Here is a 19,736-nt window from a genome sequence, read left to right on the forward strand (position 1 = left end):
GTTTTAGTGTTTATTTTCCTATCAAGGCGAGGGCTGTCTTTTCGCTCTCGCCTTTCTTTTAAAACACTAAAATTTCCACAGAAGTGGGAATCTCATTCAAATAATTACTAATTAAAAACCAATTCCCGTTTTTTTGGGAACAAAAAAGATGAAGAAATCAAATATCATCATGTTAATTGCAGCCATACTGCCTTTAGGATTATTTTTATTTCCTCTATGGAAAATTACCTTAGAAGCACCGCAGTATCCTACACCATTAGGTATGTATATACATATTAATGATTTCTCTGATGCCAATCCGCACGACATAAAAAACATTAACTTAATGAACCATTATGTTGGGATGAAATATATTCCTGAGGCTATTCCAGAGTTTAAAATATTCCCTGCTGGAATTCTTATAACAACTGTTATAGGGCTAATTATTGCTTTTAAAGGTAACTACAAATGGTTTTTGTATTGGTTTATTTTAATGGTAGCATTAAGCAGCGCTGGATTATACGATTTTTATATTTGGGAGCATGATTACGGACACAACTTGGATCCAAAAGCAATCATGAAATTTACAAATCCTGATGGTACACAAATGGGCTTTCAACCACCTTTATTTGGTAGTAAAGACATCTTGAACTTTAGAGCGCATTCATATCCACGGCTAGGTGCTCTTTTTTTAGGACTAGGTATTGCTTCGGGCTTAATAGCTTATCTTGTTGGAAAGAAAAACAAAAAAACAACTTAAACATGCAGACATAAAAGAAAAGACAAAACACTAAAAACGCTATAAAATGCAAACACTAAAACACTATTTAATTACTGCATTATTGCTGATTTTTTTTAGCTGTAATGTATCACCTAAAGCTATAGACTATGGTAGTGATGGTTGCCATTTTTGTAAGATGACCATAGTAGATAAAGTTCATGCTGCCGAAATTGTTACTAAAAAAGGTAAGGTCTATAAATTTGATGCAACCGAATGCATGGTTAATTTTATGGGCGAATTTGACACTTCCGAAATAGAATTATATCTATCAAATAATTACACCGAACCTGAAGTTTTAATAGATGCCACTGAAGCCACTTTTTTAATTAGTGAGAATATCCCAAGCCCAATGGGAGCGTTTTTATCTGCATTTAAAAATAAAGAAGATGCTGAAAAAGTACAAGCTATTAAAGGTGGAGAACTTTACTCTTGGGACAAACTACTAGTCCATTTAAACAACTAATTTTATGAATAAATTTATTGTTTTCTTATTAGTCATCCTATTGACTCACACTAGCTATGCTCAAAATATTGAAGTATGTAAAACTTGTCCAACTTCAACAATAAAAGAAGCCATTACAAAAGCTAAAGATTTTGATACCATTACTATTAAAAAAGGCACTTATAAAGAGTACAACATTATTATAAATAAGCCCATAACTATTGTTGGAGAAAATTATCCAGTTATTGACGGAGAACTAAAAGGCGAAATAATTACCATAACATCTGATAATGTAACGGTTGATGGTTTATTTATTATAAATGTGGGAACAAGTTATACTGAAGATTATGCTGCTATACGTGTTCGGAAAAGCAAAAATTTTGTCATACAGAATTTAGTACTTGAAAAACTGTTTTTTGGTATTTATATTGAAAAATCTAACTACGGAAAAGTCTATCATAATAAAATAATTGGTGATGCTGTTGAAGAGTACAACTCAGGAAATGGCATACAATTATGGTATAGTAATTACATTGAAATTGAACATAATTATGTAGAACATGTTCGCGATGGTATATATCTGGAATTTTCTGATAACTGTTTAATTAAAAACAATGTAAGTGCCGAAAACCTTCGCTATGGTTTACATTTTATGTTTTCAAACGATGATATTTATCAAGACAATACCTTTGAAAACAATGGTGCTGGAGTTGCTGTGATGTTTTCCAAGAAAATAAAAATGCTAAACAATACTTTTAAAGAAAACTGGGGAACAGCCTCTTACGGCATGTTGTTAAAAGAAATAAATGATGCCGAAATTATAGGCAATACTTTTCAAGAAAATACCATAGGTATAAATATTGAAGGCTCAAATAGAATAACCTATAAAAACAATAATTTTATTAATAATGGATGGGCTGTAAAAGTTCGTGGAGCTTGTTATACCAACAGTTTTTTAGAGAATAATTTTTTATATAATTCATTCGATATATCTTATAACAGTAAGGTTAATGACAATGTGTTTGATAGAAACTATTGGAGCAATTACACTGGTTATGATCTAAATAAAGATGGTATTGGCGATGTGCCCTACCGTCCTGTAAAACTTTTTTCCTATATCGTTAATAGAACTCCAGAAACTATTATTCTGTTACGCAGTTTATTTATAGATATCATTGATTTTTCTGAAAAAGTATCACCTGTATTTACACCTGATAATTTACTAGACAACAACCCTTTAACAAAAAAAGCAACATGGTAAGTATTCAAAATTTACATAAAAAGTTTGGCAAAAATCAAGTACTAAAAGGTGTTGACTTAAGCATTAACGATGGTGGTATTTTTGCAGTGCTTGGACCTAATGGCTCAGGTAAAACAACCTTAATTAAGTCTGTTTTAGGAATGGTAATTCCAAATAAAGGCAACATAGAAGTATTAGGAAACAACATTAAGAAAAATTCTGATTACAGACATAAAATTGATTACCTCCCTCAAATAGCGAATTTTCCAAGCAATTTAAAAGTCAAAGAATTAATAAAAATGATTAAGGATCTTCGTAAAAACACCAACGAAGATGAACGTTTAATTAAATTGTTTAAACTTGAACCTTTTTTAGATAAAAAACTAGGAAACCTATCAGGAGGAACAAAACAAAAAGTAAATATCGTTTTAACCTTTATGTTTGACAGCCCTTTAATAATTTTGGACGAACCAACAACAGGTTTAGACCCAATTTCGCTTATTAGATTAAAAGACTTAATTCAAGCTGAAAAAACAAAAGGAAAAACCATTTTAATTACATCTCATATTATGAGTTTTGTTGAAGAAGTTTCAGATGAAATTGTGTTTTTACTTGAGGGTAAAATTTATTTTAAAGGCACAATTCAAGATTTAAAAACCAAGACCAAGCAGCCAGATTTTGAGCATGCTATTGCGTCTATATTATCTAACAACCATGCTTAAAATATTAAAATATAGTTTTTACGATTTAATGCGCAGTCGCTGGAGTTATGTCTATTTTGCTTTTTACTTATTGCTTGGTATTGTACTCTTATTTTTAAATAATGACTTATCAAAAGCAGTGATTACTTTAATGAATGTTATTATTGTACTTGTCCCTTTAATAGGAACTATTTTTGGTGTGATGTACTATTATAATTCTAAAGAGTTCACTGAGCTATTATTGGCTCAACCCTTAAAACGTTCTTCTATATTTCTAGGACAATATTTAGGTGTAGCTCTATCGCTATCAATGAGCTTAATTTTAGGCTTAGGTATTCCGTTTGTTTTTTATGGCTTGTTTAAAAGCGCTGCCATCTGGGACTTTTCATTATTGCTAATAACAGGTATTTTTCTAACTCTAATATTTACTGCTTTAGCTTTTAATATCGCTCTATCTAACGAAAATAAAATTAAAGGTTTTGGTTATGCAATTCTTTTGTGGCTCTTTTTAGCCATTATCTATGATGGCATCTTTTTAATGACACTAATTATGTTTGAAGATTATCCTTTAGATAAAGTATCGCTTATTGGCACCATGCTAAACCCAATAGACTTATCAAGAACACTCATACTTTTAAAGCTTGACATTTCGGCATTGCTTGGTTATACAGGAGCTGTATTTAAGCAATTCTTCGGAACCAGTTTTGGTTTAATAGTTTCCTTTTCTGTTTTGGTTATTTGGGTATTATTACCTGTTTGGAGAATCTCGGTAAAATCAAAAAAGAAAGATTTTTAAGAGCTATTACTGCCTTTAGTATTTATGCCTATACCATACTTTTTGCCACTCACGCAGCAAGATTAAAAATGTAATTTGTTCTGAAAGTAATACAATATCGCTACCATCCAATTGTTTTATTTTATGTTCTGGCACATCGATGATGTATAGTACATTTAAATACTCTGCGAATTTTTCTTGAATTAATTTAAAAATTGTTTCATGAAGTAAAAACTTAAGGCTAGTTGGTAAAATATCTTCATCAAAATCCAAATCAATATTTGCTAGTAAAAAATCTTTATTAAGTTGTTTTACAAGCTTGCTGTATAGGTTCTCGCTATTAGCTTGTGTAATTAGTTCGTCAAAATTATTAGGTAGCAACATTTATACGTTTCTATTCATTAAAGCAGTCCCAAATTGTTTTAGCAATTCTTTTTTATCTGAAGAAACACTAATTGTATCTAATACATTAAATGCTTTTTTAGTATAATTCTCAATGGTGTTTTTTATCTCTTGTGAAGCTCCACTTTCATTAAATATTTGTTTAGCTTTTAAGACCTTTTCATCATTTCCTATTGAAGAGTTATCGTATAGCTGAAATAATTCATTCTTTAGTTCATTATTTGATAACTCCAGTGCTTTTAAAAACAAATAGGTTTTCTTGTTTTCGATAATATCACCTCCAACTTGTTTTCCAAAACTTTTAGGCTCACCAAAAGCATCTAAATAATCGTCTTGTAACTGAAATGCTATACCTAAGTTTTTTCCAAATTCATAAATACTATCCTGATCTTCAAGTGACGCTTCTGCAACAATGGCTCCCATTTTCATTGCAGCACCTACCAATACCGCTGTTTTATATTCAATCATTTTTAAATATTCAGGTATGGTAACATCTGTGCGAGTTTCAAAGTCGATATCATATTGTTGCCCCTCACAAACCTCAATAGCTGTTTTACTAAATAATTTTGCCAATGCCTTAAAAGTATCGCCTTCATAGTTTTCAAACAATTGATACGCTAAAATCAACATGGCATCTCCAGATAAAATACCTGTGTTTAAATCCCACTTTTCATGCACGGTTTGTTTACCTCTTCGTAAAGGCGCATCATCCATAATATCATCGTGGATTAATGAAAAATTATGAAATACTTCAACTGCTAAAGCAGCATCTAGAGATTTCTTATAATTCTCATCAAAAATCTCTGTAGTCATTAATGTAAGTACTGGACGTAAACGTTTGCCTCCTAAGCCTAGTATATATTCTATGGGTTGGTATAAACTATTAGGCGCTTTAGGTGTTGCAAAATCATTTAAATACGTTACAAACGCCTTCTGGTATTTTTCTATAGATAACATCCCGCAAAAATAAAGCAATTAGCAATAATAAAGCTAGTCTTAAAAAAGTAATGTTAAAAAATCATTAAAACTTTGGAAACTTTTTTTGTTTTTAAAGTTTCCTCTCGTACTTTTGCACTCCTTATGAGAGAAAAAATTATACATAAATCGGCCGATTTGTTTTTAAACTATGGTTTTAAAAGCGTTACTATGGACGACATTGCTAATGCTTTGGGTATTTCTAAAAAAACTATTTATCAGCATTTCGAGAATAAAACGAAGCTTGTTGAGGCTACAACCTTGTCTATGTTTAGCACAATTGCTTATGGTATTGACTGTATTTGTGCCTTAGAAAAAAATCCTATTGAAGAAATTTATGATATTAAACGTTTTGTATCAGAACATTTAAAAAACGAAAAGTCCTCACCGCAATTTCAGTTACAAAAATACTATCCAAAAATCTTTAACACCTTAAAAAATAAACAGTTTGAAGTAATGTACCAATGCGTTAAGGCAAATCTTAATCGTGGTATGGACATAGGTATTTATAGAACAACTATAAATGTAGATTTTGTAACTAGAATCTATTTTAATTGTATGCTAGCAATTAAAGATGACAATTTATTTCCAAGTACTACATTTTCAAAAAACATGTTAATGGAAAATTATTTAGAGTACCATTTACGAGGTATTTGTACCAGTAAAGGGCTAGATATATTAAGTAAAATCATTCAGAAAAATCAATCATAAAACACATGAAAAAAACAATTTTAACTGTTTTTAGCTTAGCTATTTACACTATTAGCTTTTGTCAAGAGCTCCCACAAACCTTGAGTTTACAAGAAGCTATAGATTTTGCGTTAGAAAACAACCGAACAGTAAAAAATGCTCAACGCGATGTTGAGGCTGCCAAACAACAAAAATGGGAAACTATTGCTTCTGGATTACCTCAAATTAGCGCATCTATAGATTACAACCATTGGTTAAAACAGCAAGTATCGCTTATACCAGCCGAGTTTTTTGGAGGAAACCCAGGCGAGTTTGCAGAAGTAGCTTTTGGAACTAAAAAAACCATGAATGCCACAGCAACTTTAAATCAAAAAATATTTGATGGCTCTTATTTAGTAGGTTTACAGTCGGCAAAAGTGTTTTTAGAAATATCAAAAAATGCCAAAGAAAAAACCGATTTAGAAGTAAGAAAAGCAGTTATAGATGCTTATGGAAATGTATTGCTGGCAGAAGAGAGCGTAAAAATATTTGAAAGAAACATTAATGTTTTACAAAAAAACTTAAACGAAACCACCAAAATTTATGAAAATGGTCTTGGCGAGGAAGAAAGCGTAGAACAATTACAAATAACGCTTTCGGGACTAAAGAGTAATTTAGCTAATACAGAGCGTTTAAAAACTCTAGCCTATAAAATGCTTAATATTACGTTAGGCATAGAAATAGACTCTAATATTAAGCTAACCGACAACTTAAATAGTTTAACATCACAAAACATAGTAATTAGCCTATTAGAAGCTGATGAAAATATTGAGCAAACCATAGATTACAAAATTGCGGCTAACGATAAAGTTTCAAAAGAACTTCTTTTAAAGCTAGAAAAAAGCAAAGCACTACCAACGTTAAATGCATTTATAAATGGTGGTTATGCAGGAAACAATAATAACTTTAAATTCTTACAAAGCAATCAAAAATGGTTTGGCTCATCACTTCTTGGTATATCTATGAATATCCCCATTTTTAGCTCTGGTATGCGTACTGCTGCCACACAACGAGCTAAAATAAATCTGGAAAAAGCTAAAGACGACCTAACTGAAACTGAGCAAAAACTAAAACTTCAAATTGCCAATGCTAAAAGCGAATACAAGTTTGCCATTGAAGACTACCAAAACAAAAAAGAAAACTTAAACCTTGCCGAACGTATCGAGAAAAAAAATGAAATCAAATTCTTTGAAGGGATAAGTTCAAGTTTCGATTTGCGTCAGGCTCAAACGCAATTATACACTGCGCAACAAGAACTATTACAAGCAATGCTAGATGTTATAAACAAAAAAGCAGCCTTAGAAACTGTACTAAACGAAATACCTAAAAACTAATCAATCAATAAAAACACTATAAAATGAAACATACATTCACATTATTAATATTAATTCTTGTTTTAGCTTCTTGTGGAGGTGAAAAGAAAAAAAATTCAGTAGAAAGCGTTTTAGAAAGTAATAGTTTAGAAACCATACGCCAAAAAAGAGCAGAATTGGTGAATGAACAACAGGCAATAAATGACAAAATAAAACAATTGGATGACGCCATTTCAAAAATAGATACAGTAAAAAATGTACCATTAATTACCACATTCACAGCAAAACAAGAAGTGTTTAAGCATATGCTGGAAATTCAAGGTAATGTAACAACTAAAAACTTATTGGTTATCACTCCCGAATACAATGGTATTCTTACAAATGTGTATGTAAAAGAAGGACAAAAAGTAAGTAAAGGACAACTACTTGCTAAAATTGATGATGGTGGCTTAAGCCAACAATTAGCACAATTGCAAATTCAAGCAGATTTAGGTAAAACAACTTTTGAACGCCAAAAACGTCTTTGGGAACAAAACATTGGCAGTGAAATACAGTACTTACAAGCTAAATCAACTTACGAGTCTCAAATTGAAGCAGTAAACCAACTAAAACAACAAATTGCTAAAACTAGTGTTAGAGCTCCTTTTTCAGGAACTATTGACGATGTTATAACTGAACAGGGAAGTGTTGTTGGTGCAGGACAAACACCATTAATGCGTATTGTGAATTTAAGCAATATGTATATTGAAACCGATGTTCCTGAGAGTTATATTTCAGATGTCACTAAAGGAAAGCATGTAACAGTGGAGTTTCCTGTGTTAGGAAAAACCATTGAAACAGAAATTCGTCAAGCTGGTGATTATATTAATCCTGCAAACAGGACTTTTAAAGTAGAAGTTAGCATTCCAAATTCAGATAAATCCATTAAACCAAACCTTACTGCAAAACTTAAAATTAACGATTACACAAATGAGAAAGCACTTTTGGTTCCTCAAAGCATTATCTCGGAAAATGCTGAAGGCGAACAATATGTGTACGTAGTTAATAATAAAAACAATAATGAAGAAGGTGTTGCTAGTAAGGTCATTATAAAAACTGGAAAAACACAAGGCGATGTCATTGAAGTACTGGAAGGTATTGAAAGCGGTGCCGAAATTATTCAAGAAGGTGCCAGAAGTGTAAAAGACGGACAGACAGTAAAAGTTATCAACCCTTCTAAAGACTAAAAAACTACAATCTAATGACTACTAAAAAGAAAAAACAAGTCGATAAGGAATTTGGTTTCTCATCATGGGCTATTAACAATAAAACCACAATGTATGTGCTTATTGCTGTGTTCTTCTATCTTGGCGTTTCAGCATTTTTTGATATGCCACGAGAAAATTTCCCAGAAGTAAACGAAACTAAAATTTACGTAAGCTCGGTATTTCCAGGTAACACTGCCGAGGACATTGAAAAGCTAATTACAGACCCGCTTGAAGACAAATTAAAAACCGTCAGTAATGTGGTGGAAACAACCTCGATATCACAAGAAGATTTTTCGATGATTGTGGTTGAATTTGATGAAAACATCACAGTAGATCAAGCCAAACAAAAGGTAAAAGACGAAATAGACACTGAAACTTCTGGCGAAGATTGGCCTACATTTAATGGTGCTAAAGTAGAACCTGATGTATTTGAGTTGAGTTTATCTGAAGAAATGCCAATTCTAAATATTAATATTTCAGGAGACTATCCAGTTGAAAAATTAAAGGAATATGGTGAATATCTCCAAGATGAAATTGAGGATTTGCAAGAAATTAAACAAGTAGATATTCGAGGCGCACAAGAAAAAGAAGTTGAAGTTGCCGTAGATATCTATAAAATGATGGCAGCACAAGTAACTTTCAGTGATATTATTGGTGCTATTAATAATGGCAACGTTACCATGTCTGCTGGAAATTTAATAGCCAGCGGACAACGACGTACCATTCGTGTTTTAGGAGAAATTGTATCGCCTAAAAATCTTGAAAATTTTGTTGTAAAATCTGAAAACGGTAATGCTATTTATCTAAAAGACGTAGCAAGCGTATCTTTTAAAGAAGAAGATAAAACAACCTATGCACGTAAATTTGGCGAACCTGTTGTAATGCTCGATGTTAAAAAACGTGCAGGAAAAAACATGGTTGCTGCTGTAGAACAAATACAAGTTATTAAAGATAATGCAGTAAAAAATGTATTTCCACAAGATTTAGAAGTAATTATTACCAATGACCAATCATCAGTAACAATTGGTCAAGTAGATGACCTAGTAAATAACATCATTTTTGGGGTTATTCTAGTTGTAACTGTATTAATGTTCTTTTTAGGATTTAAAAATGCCATTTTTGTTGGATTTGCCATACCAATGTCTATGTTTATGTCGCTCATGATTTTAGATTTATTTGGAATTTCACTAAACACCATGGTACTATTTGGTTTAATTATGGGTCTTGGTATGTTAGTTGACAATGGTATTGTGGTCGTTGAAAACGTCTATCGTTTAATGGAAGAGGAAGGCATGAGCCGTTTGGAAGCTGCTAAAAAAGGAATAGGTGAAATTGCGTTTCCAATTATTATCTCAACAGCTACTACAGTTGCAGCATTTATTCCTTTAGGGTTATGGCCAGGTTTAATGGGAGAGTTTATGATGATTTTACCTCAAACATTATCAATAGTTTTAGGGTCATCACTCTTTGTAGCCATCTTTTTTAATTCTGTTTTGGTATCACAATTTATGCAAACAGAAGACAAAGACATGCCATTAAAAAAGATTATTAAAAACACCATCATCATGGCTGTTACTGGTATTATTGTCTTTATTGTTGGTGGTGAATATAAGGCACTAGGAAGTCTTATGGTGCTAACTGCAATATTACTTTGGGTATATCGCTTATTTTTGAGAAAATGGGCAAACAACTTTCAAACCAAAACATTGGTCAAATTAGAGCGTTGGTATGAAAGTCAATTACGTTGGGCGCTTTCTGGAAAAAAACCATACATACTAAGTATTGGTATATTTATGTTATTAATAGTGGCATTTGTAGCATTTGGTGCTTCATTAGCAACTCAAAGAACAAAAGTCGAATTTTTTCCAGACAACAAACCAAACCAAATTATTGTTTATATAGAGTACCCTCAAGGCACTGCCATTGAAAAAACCAATGCCATTACTAAAGAAATTGAAAAACGTGTTTATAACGTACTTGACGATAACCAATATAAAGATGGCGATTATAATTTTATGGTAGAGAGTGCTGTATCACAAGTAGGTGAAGGTGCTGGAAACCCGCAAGCAGATGCTGGATCGGCAGCAGAAATGCCACATAAAGCAAAAATAACCGCATCTATGCGTGAGTTTAAATACCGTCGTGGAGAAGATAGTGAGCTATTACGTCAAAAAGTGCAAGAAGCATTAGTAGGCATTTATCCAGGCGTTTTAATTTCTGTTGAAAAAGATGCTAATGGACCTCCAGCAGGTTCGCCAATTAATATTGAAATCGAAGGAGACGATTATAATCAATTAATTGCTACTGCCGAAAACATGCGGGAATTTATTAACTCTAGAAACATTGCTGGTATTGATGAGCTAAAAATTGATGTAAATAAGGATAAGCCAACAATGCAAGTTGTTGTAAACAGAGAAAAAGCTGGCGAATTAGGTATAAGTGCTTCACAGGTAGGACAACAATTACGTAACTCTATTTTTGGGTCAAAAGCTGGGGTTTATAAAGAAGGTGGTGAAGATTACGATATTTATGTTCGTTTTAACAAAGACAACAGGTACAACACAAGTGCCTTATTTAATCAAAATATCACGTTTAGGGATAACTCAGGTCAAATAAAAAGCATTCCCGTTTCTGCTGTTGCAAAACATGAAAACAACTCAGGTTTTAGCGCCATTAAGCATAAAGACGCTAAACGTGTTGTAACTGTATATTCTGCATTAGCACCTGGTTATACTGATGCGGGAGCAATCGTGGCTCAAATTCAAAATGAAATGAAAAGTTATGAAGGCTTACCTGAGAATATTAAAATAGATTATACAGGTCAAATCGAAGAGCAAAACAAGCAAATGGCTTTTTTAATGGGTGCTTTTTTTACTGGATTAGGTTTAATTTTCTTCATCTTAATCTTCCAATTTAACTCTATATCAAAACCAGCTATTATTATGTTAGCTATTTTCTTGAGTTTAATTGGTGTATTTGGAGGTATTGTTATTACAGGGAGTGCCTTTGTAATTATGATGACTATGGTTGGTATTATATCGCTTGCAGGAATTGTAGTAAACAATGGTGTCGTTTTACTCGATTATGCACAGTTGTTAATAGATAGAAAGAAAAATGAATTAGATTTAGATGACAATGAATATTTAACTACTGAGGATTTATTTGAAAGCATTGTTAAAGCTGGTAAAGCACGTTTACGTCCTGTTTTGTTAACTGCTATTACAACCATTCTTGGTTTAATTCCATTAGCCATTGGTTTAAACATTAACTTCTTTACATTATTTAAAGAATTTGATGCTAATATTTATATGGGAGGTGACAATGTTGTCTTTTGGGGTCCATTAGCATGGACCGTAATTTATGGATTATTAATAGCTACGTTTTTAACCTTGATTATTGTTCCTGTACTATTTTTCTTATCTATGAAACTAAAAATGTGGATTAGAAATAAGGCAGCTGAAAGCAAAGAGTCTAAGCTCATAACTCAAAATCCAGCAATATCAAAATAACAACATAAATTTACTGCTTTGTCTAAGAACTTAAATTTAGAAGCTAGAAAACCCTTGACAAATGTTGAGGGTTTTTCATTATTAATCGTTTAACTTATGTAAATTTGCAAATCAAATTTTCTAAATATGTATAGAAGTCATAATTGTGGCGAATTAAGAGCTAGTGATGAAGCTAAAATAGTAACACTTGCAGGTTGGGTTCAAAAATCTAGAGATAAAGGATTCATGATTTGGGTCGATTTAAGAGACCGTTACGGCATTACTCAACTTATTTTTGATGAAGAACGCACTCCTAAAGAGATGATGCAACAAGCACAAAAATTAGGTCGTGAGTTTGTAATTCAAGTGGAAGGAGAAGTAATTGAAAGAGCTTCTAAAAACCCTAATTTACCAACAGGAGATATTGAAATATTAGTATCTAAGCTAAACATTCTAAACACTGCTAAATTACCTCCTTTTACTATTGAGGATGAGACTGATGGTGGTGAAGAATTACGTATGCAATATCGTTACTTAGATATAAGACGAAATCCTGTAAAAAACAGTTTAATTTTTAGACATAAGGTAACTCAAGAAGTTAGAAATTATCTTTCAAAAAATGATTTCATCGAAGTTGAAACACCTTATTTAATTAAATCTACACCAGAAGGTGCTAGAGATTTTGTAGTGCCTTCAAGAATGAATGAAGGACAGTTTTATGCGCTTCCTCAATCACCTCAAACATTCAAGCAGCTATTAATGGTTGGAGGAATGGACAAATACTTTCAAATTGTAAAGTGCTTTAGAGATGAAGATTTACGTGCCGACAGACAGCCTGAATTTACACAAATAGATTGTGAAATGGCTTTTGTAGAGCAAGAAGACATTTTAAACACCTTTGAAGGTTTAACACGCCATTTAATTAAAGAAATTCATGGTATTGAAATAGCAGATTTTCCAAGAATGACTTTTGATGAAGCTATGAAACGCTACGGAAATGACAAACCAGATATTCGTTTTGGAATGGAGTTTGGCGAACTTAATGATGTTGCTCAACATAAAGATTTCAATGTGTTTAATTCAGCTGAATTAGTAGTTGGGATAGCAGTTCCAGGCGGAAATTTCTATTCAAGAAAAGAAATAGATAAATTAATTGATTGGGTAAAACGCCCACAAGTTGGTGCTCTTGGAATGGTGTATGTAAGATGCAATGAAGATGGCACCTACAAATCATCAGTCGATAAGTTTTACAACCAAGACGACTTAGCGAAATGGGCAGATGCAACCAACGCTAAAGCTGGTGATTTAATTTGCGTGCTGTCAGGAAACACAAATAAAGTAAGAGCGCAACTAAGTGCTTTACGTATGGAACTTGCAGAGCGTTTAGGGTTGAGAAAACCTCATGAATTTGCACCACTTTGGGTCATTGATTTTCCATTGTTAGAATGGGATGAAGACACTAATCGTTATCATGCTATGCATCATCCATTTACTTCACCAAAACCAGGACAAATTGAGTTGTTAGACACAAATCCAGGAGATGTAAAAGCTAACGCTTATGATTTAGTATTGAATGGGAACGAAATAGGTGGTGGTTCTATTAGAATTTATAACAAAGAAACACAATCGTTAATGTTTGACCATTTAGGATTCACAAAGGAGGAAGCCCAAGCGCAATTTGGTTTTTTAATGAATGCTTTTGAGTATGGTGCGCCTCCACATGGTGGTATTGCCTTTGGATTAGATAGGTTAGTCGCTATTTTAGGCGGACAAGAAACCATTAGGGATTTTATTGCATTTCCTAAAAACAATTCTGGTCGTGATGTTATGATTGATGCTCCTGCTCCAATTGATGATGACCAACTTGAAGAATTAAGTTTAAAACTTAATTTAAAATCATAAATAAAAAAATCCTGCTAACATGCAGGATTTTTTATTAGTTTTAATTATGACACACAAAACCATACTTGCAAAAGTACTTCTTTGGCGATACAAATACATATCGCATAAAAATTTTGTGCTTCTATTAAGTATGCTTATTGGGTTGTTAGCAGGACTAGTTTCAGTGACCATTAAAAACATTACCTACTCCATAGAGTCGCTAATGGAACAAAGTGTTATTCTATCTAAAGAGTACTTATACTTCATATTACCAACCCTTGGGTTATTTTTGGTGTATTTATTTGTAAAATATGTTTCAAAAAAACCAATAGAACATGCCATTCCTTCCATACTATTTTCCTTATCAAAAAAAAGCGGGTTACTAAATCGAAATAAAATATACTATCCTTTAATAACCGCACCATTAACTGTTGGTTTTGGTGGTTCTGTTGGATTGTTAGGACCTGCTATTTCCTCTGCCTCAGCAATAAGTTCAAATATGGGGCAATTGTTTCATATCGACAGAAAAACACGAACACTTTTAATTGGTTGTGCTGCAGCTGGAGCTATAGCCTCTATTTTTAAATCACCTATTGCTGCAATCATTTTCGCCATTGAGGTATTTAGTTTAGACCTAACATTCACTTCTTTATTACCATTGTTAATAGCTTCTATTTCTTCAGTACTAACATCCTATTTTTTTGTAGGTGATGATACTATTTTCAACTTTACTGTCTCAGATAAATTTGCCATAAACGATACGTTTTTCTATATTATTTTAGGTATAGGAACAGGAATTGCATCCATTTATTTTTCAAAAATATATTTTGCTATAAACACGCTCTTTAACCAATTTAACACAAGGCTAAAAAAATTACTTTTTGGTGGCTTAGTTATTGGTATCATGCTGTATTTTATTCCTCCTTTATACGGTGAAGGTTTTGGTTTTATTAACGATTTAATGGCTGGTAATGACCTTAGTGCTCTAGGAAAAACACCGTTTGATAATTATCTAGACAATATATGGGTAGTTATTACACTACTTGTTGGTATTACCATTTTTAAGGCAGTTGCCATGACCACAACACTTGCAGCTGGAGGTGTTGGCGGAATTATCATTCCTACATTGGTTATGGGGAGTGCTTTAGGAAATGTAGTTGCGAAAATCATTAATAATCTAGGTTTAGATTTTCAGGTATCCGAAGCGAATTTTACTTTAGTTGGAATGGCAGGCCTAATTGCAGGTGTTTTACATGCGCCATTAACCGCAATTTTTTTAATTGCTGAAATTACTGGAGGTTACGAGCTGTTTATTCCATTAATGATAACTGTTTCCATGTCATTTATAATTACAAAAAATGCTGTAGAACACACTATTTACACTAAAGAACTAGCCGAAAAAGGAGCTTTATTAACTCATAATAAAGACCAAAGTGTCCTTACATTAATGAATCTTGATAGTGTGATAGAAAAAGATTTTATAGTACTTCATCCAGAAATGTCTTTGGGTAATATGCTTAAAAATGGTGTTTCAAAATCTAGTCGAAATCTCTTTCCAGTTGTAGATGAATCTTGTGTTTTAGTGGGTATTATTCTTTTAGATGATATTAGAAATGTGATGTTCGATCAAACATTATATGAAACGACATCTGTTCAAACATTTATGGGTAATCCTCCTGAATTTATCGATTATGAAAACGATTCAATGAAACAGGTTATGAAAAAATTTCAAACATCTGGAGCTTGGAACCTTCCTGTAATTAAACAAGGAACATATCTCGGATTTGTATCAAAGTCAAAACTATTAACAGCTTATAGACGAGAATTAATTAATTTTACCTCATAAAAATATTGAATTTTGAAACATTTAATCTGGTTTTTCTTTTTGGTTTCAGCTGGTAGCATTATAGCTGGTTATTTTTTAGATGTTGATTATTCTGAAAAGCTAATTGGTGGTGGTGTGGTAGTATTGTTTTTTATCGTTTTTCCTTTATTTTCTTATTATCGTTGGAAAGACAAAAAAGTGGAAGATTATATGATTACCAAAGAGAATATAGAAAAAATGCGAGATTTTGACGATTAATATATCGCTATTTACTAATTCATATTGCGCTTTTCTATAAAGAATCTTTTCATAAGTATAGAGGCTTCTTCAGCAAGAATACCTCCTTTAATTTTAGTTTTAGGGTGTAATTTAGTACCCATAACACCACAACCCCTTTTTTCGTCTCTAGCACCATACACAATCTTGCTAATCTGGCTCCAATACAAGGCTCCTGCACACATTTGGCAAGGTTCTAAAGTAACATACAAAGTACAATTATGCAGATACTTACCTCCAAGGAAGTTTGAGGCTGCTGTAATAGCTTGCATTTCAGCATGAGCCGTGACATCATTAAGTAATTCTGTAAGATTGTGTGCTCTTGCAATAACTCTATCATTAACAACTACAACAGCACCGACAGGAATTTCTCCTTTTTCAAAAGCAGCTTCGGCTTCTTGTAGTGCTTTTTTCATAAAATAAGTATCGTTAAAAGGATGCTCCATAAACGTAAAAATACAATTTCATCTTGTACATTTGTAATTGAATGAGCAAATTATTAAATCATATTAATTCCCCTAAAGAATTACGTCAACTCAATCAAGATGACTTACCTCAACTTGCTCAAGAGTTACGTGATTTCATCATTAATATTGTAGCAACAAAAGAAGGTCATTTAGGAGCTAGCTTAGGAGTGGTTGAATTAACCATTGCATTACATTACGTATTTAATACACCTAAAGATTTATTAATTTGGGATGTTGGACATCAAGCGTATGGTCATAAAATTTTAACTGAAAGAAAAGATGTATTCAATACCAACAGGCAACTAAATGGTATTAGTGGTTTTCCAAAACGTGATGAAAATATGTATGATACCTTTGGTGTTGGACATTCTTCAACATCAATTTCTGCAGCTTTAGGTATGGCAATTGCATCCAAATTAAAAGGTGAAAACAAACAACATATTGCGGTTATAGGTGATGCTTCAATTGCCAGCGGAATGGCTTTTGAGGGCTTGAATCATGCAGGTGTTACAGATGCAAATATCTTAATTATTTTAAACGATAATGCTATTGGTATTGACCCAAGTGTTGGTGCCTTAAAACAGTATTTAACCAATGTTAAAAAAGGCACTCAAAAACAAGATAATATTTTTGAAGCTTTAAATTTTAATTACTCTGGTCCTATTGATGGTCATAATATAAATACACTTGTTACAGAGTTAGAACGCCTAAAAACAATAAAAGGCCCTAAATTATTGCATGTAATTACTAAAAAAGGGAAAGGACTAAAGCAAGCTGAAGAAGATCAAGTAAAATATCATGCGCCTGGAAAATTTAATGCTACTACGGGAGATTTAATTTTAAAAGAACCCTCCAAATTTACGAAGTATCAAGATGTTTTTGGGCATACTTTGGTTGAACTAGCTAAAGAAAACAAACACATTATCGGCATTACACCTGCAATGCCTACAGGAAGTTCACTTAAATATATGATGAGTGTATTTCCAGATCGTGCCTTTGATGTTGGCATCGCCGAACAACATGCTGTGACTCTTGCTGCTGGAATGGCAACTCAGGGCTTAATACCTTTTTGTAATATTTACTCAACTTTTTTACAACGCGCTTACGACCAAGTAATTCACGATGTGGCCTTACAAAAACTACCTGTTGTTTTTTGTTTAGATCGCGCAGGAATAGTTGGTGAAGATGGTGCTACGCATCATGGTGTTTTTGATTTGGCGTACTTACGATGCATACCTAATTTGATTATTTTTGCGCCTAGAAATGACGTAGAATTACGTAATATTATGCACACTGCGCAACTCGGATTAAAATTACCAATAGCCATAAGATACCCTCGTGGATACGGTGTTATAGTGGATTGGAAACAGCCTTTTACTAAAATAGGTATCGGCAAAGGAGTGCAATTAAAAAAGGGTAAAAACATTGCTGTATTAAGCTTAGGAACCATTGCCAATAATGTTACAAATGCCATTAAAGACTTGGACGTTTCTCATTACGATATGAAATTCCTAAAACCAATTGATGAACACTTATTGCATCAAATTTTCAAAAGGTATCAAACCATTTTTACAGTAGAAGATGGTACTATTAAAGGCGGGTTAGGAAGTGAGGTATTAGAATTTGCATCTAAGAATAACTATACAAATACCATAAAAATTCTTGGAATTCCCGATAAATTTATAGATCACGGTAAAGTACGTGAGTTACAAGAATATACAGGCTTAGATTCTAAAAGTATTAAAAACACTATAACAAATGAGTTATAACGTCATTCCCATCAATCTTTTGTAACTTAAAATTGCATTACTATCTGATAGCAATGATATAAAATGGCATACACTTAACACTCTGTTATAAAGCTTATCATCATTGACCTTAATAGATTTAGGAAGTGTTTTTAAAATTAACTTATCGTAATTAGACGCATGGTTTTCATAGCAATTATTAACTGCCGAAATGTATGTGTCTAGAAGTTTGGTAATGACTTCATATCCAGAAATTTCTTTTTCAACAACTTCTTTTGATTGATATATGTTTTCAACACTTAGCTTAATAATATCATTTATTTGTGCCTCATACTGGCTTTTATCTAACAATGCTGTAGAAAAACTACCATCCAAAATAGCAGCTTCATACTTCATGAAAATATCAACAGCTTCATTTATCAGTGATCCTATGGCTAAAGCTCGTAAATAACCAACACGATCTTCCCTAGTGGAAAGGGCATAATAATTTTCTGGTTTAATAGTGCTTCTAATAATTTTAGATAAATATTCTAAAGCAAACTCTTCTGGGATTAAACCAAGATTAATACCGTCTTCAAAATCAATAATAGTATAGCAAATATCATCGGCTGCCTCAACTAAAAACGCTAAAGGATGTCTTGCAAAACTTGCATCATTACCTGTTCTGGTTGGTTTTAGTCCTAAATCTTTAGCTACATCTAAAAAAGCCTCTTTATCACTTTGAAAAAAACCATATTTTTTATCTGCTATATGCGTGGTTGGCTTTTTTGGCAAAGACTCTTTTGGGTACTTTGTAAACGCTCCTAAGGTAGCATAGCTTAAACGCAAACCTCCTGCTCTACCCTCTCTAGATTGAGTTGCAATTTTAAAGCCATTAGCATTACCTTCAAAATCACATAAATCTTGATACTCTTTTAGTGTTAATTGATTTTTAAACGCAATTCCTTTTCCTTTTGAAAAATATTGTCCAATAGCTTTTTCTCCTGAATGTCCAAAAGGTGGATTTCCAATATCATGTGCCAAAGCTGCCGACGCTACAATAGCTCCAAAATCGTTTGCTTGATAGCCATGAACTTCTTGTAAATGTGGATGCTTTTCGAGAACTCTTAGTCCAACTTGTCTCCCTAATGAACGACCAACAACACTTACCTCTAAACTATGTGTAAGACGTGTATGCACAAAATCTGTTTGGGATAAAGGAATCACTTGTGTTTTATCCTGAAGACTTCTAAACTCTGAAGAAAATATAATACGATCGTAATCTACCTCAAACCCTAGTCGAGTCTCATCCTGCTCTTTTCTTAGTCGTTTATTTGTATCTCCATAACGTTTTAAGGACAGTAATTGTTCCCAATTCATAGCATATTATTAAGTCTTCGCAATATAATTAAATTAAGTAAAAAAATAATGTTAATAATTCTAGTTACAATTAAAATTTCAATGCTTTTTTTGATAACATTATCGTAA

The 19,736-nt window shown here is 32.6% G+C and carries 17 protein-coding genes; 13 read left to right on the forward strand and 4 right to left on the reverse strand.

What is annotated here, in order from left to right:
* Positions 1 to 148 precede the first annotated feature (148 nt).
* From E5167_RS09895 to E5167_RS09915, 5 genes are read left to right on the forward strand one after another with little or no spacing between them, the layout of a single operon-like run.
* Positions 149 to 739 (forward strand): hypothetical protein, encoded by a 591-nt coding sequence (locus E5167_RS09895; RefSeq protein ID WP_169301412.1) that lies wholly within the window; start codon positions 149 to 151, stop codon positions 737 to 739.
* A 46-nt stretch (positions 740 to 785) separates the two neighbouring features.
* On the forward strand, positions 786 to 1,223 hold the full coding sequence (locus tag E5167_RS09900) for a nitrous oxide reductase accessory protein NosL (RefSeq protein ID WP_136843598.1): 438 nt from the start codon (positions 786 to 788) through the stop codon (positions 1,221 to 1,223).
* A gap of 4 nt (positions 1,224 to 1,227) precedes the next feature.
* Positions 1,228 to 2,463, forward strand: a complete 1,236-nt coding sequence (locus E5167_RS09905) for a nitrous oxide reductase family maturation protein NosD (RefSeq protein WP_136843600.1) — start codon at positions 1,228 to 1,230, stop codon at positions 2,461 to 2,463.
* On the forward strand, positions 2,457 to 3,164 hold the full coding sequence (locus E5167_RS09910; protein WP_136843603.1) for an ABC transporter ATP-binding protein: 708 nt from the start codon (positions 2,457 to 2,459) through the stop codon (positions 3,162 to 3,164). Before E5167_RS09905 ends, E5167_RS09910 begins: the two co-directional genes overlap by 7 nt.
* The gene (locus E5167_RS09915; RefSeq protein ID WP_136843605.1) at positions 3,157 to 3,939 is read left to right on the forward strand and encodes an ABC transporter permease; all 783 of its coding nucleotides are present in this window, start codon (positions 3,157 to 3,159) and stop codon (positions 3,937 to 3,939) included. Before E5167_RS09910 ends, E5167_RS09915 begins: the two co-directional genes overlap by 8 nt.
* 15 nt (positions 3,940 to 3,954) lie before the next feature.
* On the opposite strand, the gene E5167_RS09920 is transcribed toward E5167_RS09915, so the two are convergent.
* Complete coding sequence (locus tag E5167_RS09920) at positions 3,955 to 4,302, reverse strand: hypothetical protein (protein WP_136843608.1); 348 nt, start codon at positions 4,300 to 4,302, stop codon at positions 3,955 to 3,957.
* The gene (locus tag E5167_RS09925) at positions 4,303 to 5,277 is read right to left on the reverse strand and encodes a polyprenyl synthetase family protein (protein ID WP_136843611.1); all 975 of its coding nucleotides are present in this window, start codon (positions 5,275 to 5,277) and stop codon (positions 4,303 to 4,305) included.
* A gap of 123 nt (positions 5,278 to 5,400) precedes the next feature.
* Between E5167_RS09925 and E5167_RS09930 the strand changes: the two genes are divergently transcribed.
* The 7 genes from E5167_RS09930 (at position 5,401) to E5167_RS09960 (ending at position 16,036) form a co-directional block, all read left to right on the forward strand.
* Positions 5,401 to 6,006, forward strand: a complete 606-nt coding sequence (locus tag E5167_RS09930) for a TetR/AcrR family transcriptional regulator (RefSeq protein WP_136843613.1) — start codon at positions 5,401 to 5,403, stop codon at positions 6,004 to 6,006.
* A 5-nt stretch (positions 6,007 to 6,011) separates the two neighbouring features.
* On the forward strand, positions 6,012 to 7,358 hold the full coding sequence (locus tag E5167_RS09935; RefSeq protein WP_136843616.1) for a TolC family protein: 1,347 nt from the start codon (positions 6,012 to 6,014) through the stop codon (positions 7,356 to 7,358).
* Positions 7,359 to 7,381: 23 nt separating this feature from the next.
* Entirely contained in the window at positions 7,382 to 8,563 is a 1,182-nt protein-coding gene (locus tag E5167_RS09940) for an efflux RND transporter periplasmic adaptor subunit (protein WP_136843618.1), read from the forward strand.
* Positions 8,564 to 8,577: 14 nt separating this feature from the next.
* Positions 8,578 to 12,093, forward strand: a complete 3,516-nt coding sequence (locus E5167_RS09945; RefSeq protein WP_136843621.1) for an efflux RND transporter permease subunit — start codon at positions 8,578 to 8,580, stop codon at positions 12,091 to 12,093.
* A gap of 126 nt (positions 12,094 to 12,219) precedes the next feature.
* Positions 12,220 to 13,974, forward strand: coding sequence for an aspartate--tRNA ligase (gene aspS, locus E5167_RS09950; RefSeq protein ID WP_136843623.1), 1,755 nt, complete (start codon positions 12,220 to 12,222; stop codon positions 13,972 to 13,974).
* A 46-nt stretch (positions 13,975 to 14,020) separates the two neighbouring features.
* Complete coding sequence (locus E5167_RS09955) at positions 14,021 to 15,799, forward strand: chloride channel protein (protein WP_136844068.1); 1,779 nt, start codon at positions 14,021 to 14,023, stop codon at positions 15,797 to 15,799.
* 12 nt (positions 15,800 to 15,811) lie between these two features.
* A complete protein-coding gene (locus E5167_RS09960) occupies positions 15,812 to 16,036 on the forward strand; it encodes a hypothetical protein (protein WP_136843625.1) in 225 nt (74 codons plus the stop codon).
* A 14-nt stretch (positions 16,037 to 16,050) separates the two neighbouring features.
* On the opposite strand, the gene E5167_RS09965 is transcribed toward E5167_RS09960, so the two are convergent.
* Entirely contained in the window at positions 16,051 to 16,500 is a 450-nt protein-coding gene (locus E5167_RS09965; protein WP_136843627.1) for a nucleoside deaminase, read from the reverse strand.
* A gap of 41 nt (positions 16,501 to 16,541) precedes the next feature.
* On the opposite strand from E5167_RS09965, the gene dxs reads away from it, so the two are divergent.
* Entirely contained in the window at positions 16,542 to 18,290 is a 1,749-nt protein-coding gene (dxs, locus tag E5167_RS09970) for a 1-deoxy-D-xylulose-5-phosphate synthase (protein WP_136843629.1), read from the forward strand.
* Here the strand turns inward: dxs and dgt are convergent.
* A complete protein-coding gene (gene dgt, locus E5167_RS09975) occupies positions 18,285 to 19,628 on the reverse strand; it encodes a dGTP triphosphohydrolase (RefSeq protein WP_136843631.1) in 1,344 nt (447 codons plus the stop codon). The genes dxs and dgt overlap by 6 nt on opposite strands.
* Between the last annotated feature and the right edge of the window lie 108 nt (positions 19,629 to 19,736).

It is taken from the genome of Pontimicrobium aquaticum (assembly GCF_005047595.1).
In the GTDB taxonomy this organism is placed as follows: domain Bacteria; phylum Bacteroidota; class Bacteroidia; order Flavobacteriales; family Flavobacteriaceae; genus Pontimicrobium; species Pontimicrobium aquaticum.

Bases quoted from the DNA above. Each gene is read 5' to 3' on its own strand.
- E5167_RS09895 (WP_169301412.1), top strand. From the start codon at position 149: ATGAAGAAATCAAATATCATCATGTTAATTGCAGCCATACTGCCTTTA.
- E5167_RS09900 (WP_136843598.1), top strand. From the start codon at position 786: ATGCAAACACTAAAACACTATTTAATTACTGCATTATTGCTGATTTTT.
- E5167_RS09905 (WP_136843600.1), top strand. From the start codon at position 1,228: ATGAATAAATTTATTGTTTTCTTATTAGTCATCCTATTGACTCACACT.
- E5167_RS09910 (WP_136843603.1), top strand. From the start codon at position 2,457: ATGGTAAGTATTCAAAATTTACATAAAAAGTTTGGCAAAAATCAAGTA.
- E5167_RS09915 (WP_136843605.1), top strand. From the start codon at position 3,157: ATGCTTAAAATATTAAAATATAGTTTTTACGATTTAATGCGCAGTCGC.
- E5167_RS09920 (WP_136843608.1), bottom strand. From the start codon at position 4,302: ATGTTGCTACCTAATAATTTTGACGAACTAATTACACAAGCTAATAGC.
- E5167_RS09925 (WP_136843611.1), bottom strand. From the start codon at position 5,277: ATGTTATCTATAGAAAAATACCAGAAGGCGTTTGTAACGTATTTAAAT.
- E5167_RS09930 (WP_136843613.1), top strand. From the start codon at position 5,401: ATGAGAGAAAAAATTATACATAAATCGGCCGATTTGTTTTTAAACTAT.
- E5167_RS09935 (WP_136843616.1), top strand. From the start codon at position 6,012: ATGAAAAAAACAATTTTAACTGTTTTTAGCTTAGCTATTTACACTATT.
- E5167_RS09940 (WP_136843618.1), top strand. From the start codon at position 7,382: ATGAAACATACATTCACATTATTAATATTAATTCTTGTTTTAGCTTCT.
- E5167_RS09945 (WP_136843621.1), top strand. From the start codon at position 8,578: ATGACTACTAAAAAGAAAAAACAAGTCGATAAGGAATTTGGTTTCTCA.
- aspS (WP_136843623.1), top strand. From the start codon at position 12,220: ATGTATAGAAGTCATAATTGTGGCGAATTAAGAGCTAGTGATGAAGCT.
- E5167_RS09955 (WP_136844068.1), top strand. From the start codon at position 14,021: ATGACACACAAAACCATACTTGCAAAAGTACTTCTTTGGCGATACAAA.
- E5167_RS09965 (WP_136843627.1), bottom strand. From the start codon at position 16,500: ATGGAGCATCCTTTTAACGATACTTATTTTATGAAAAAAGCACTACAA.
- dxs (WP_136843629.1), top strand. From the start codon at position 16,542: ATGAGCAAATTATTAAATCATATTAATTCCCCTAAAGAATTACGTCAA.
- dgt (WP_136843631.1), bottom strand. From the start codon at position 19,628: ATGAATTGGGAACAATTACTGTCCTTAAAACGTTATGGAGATACAAAT.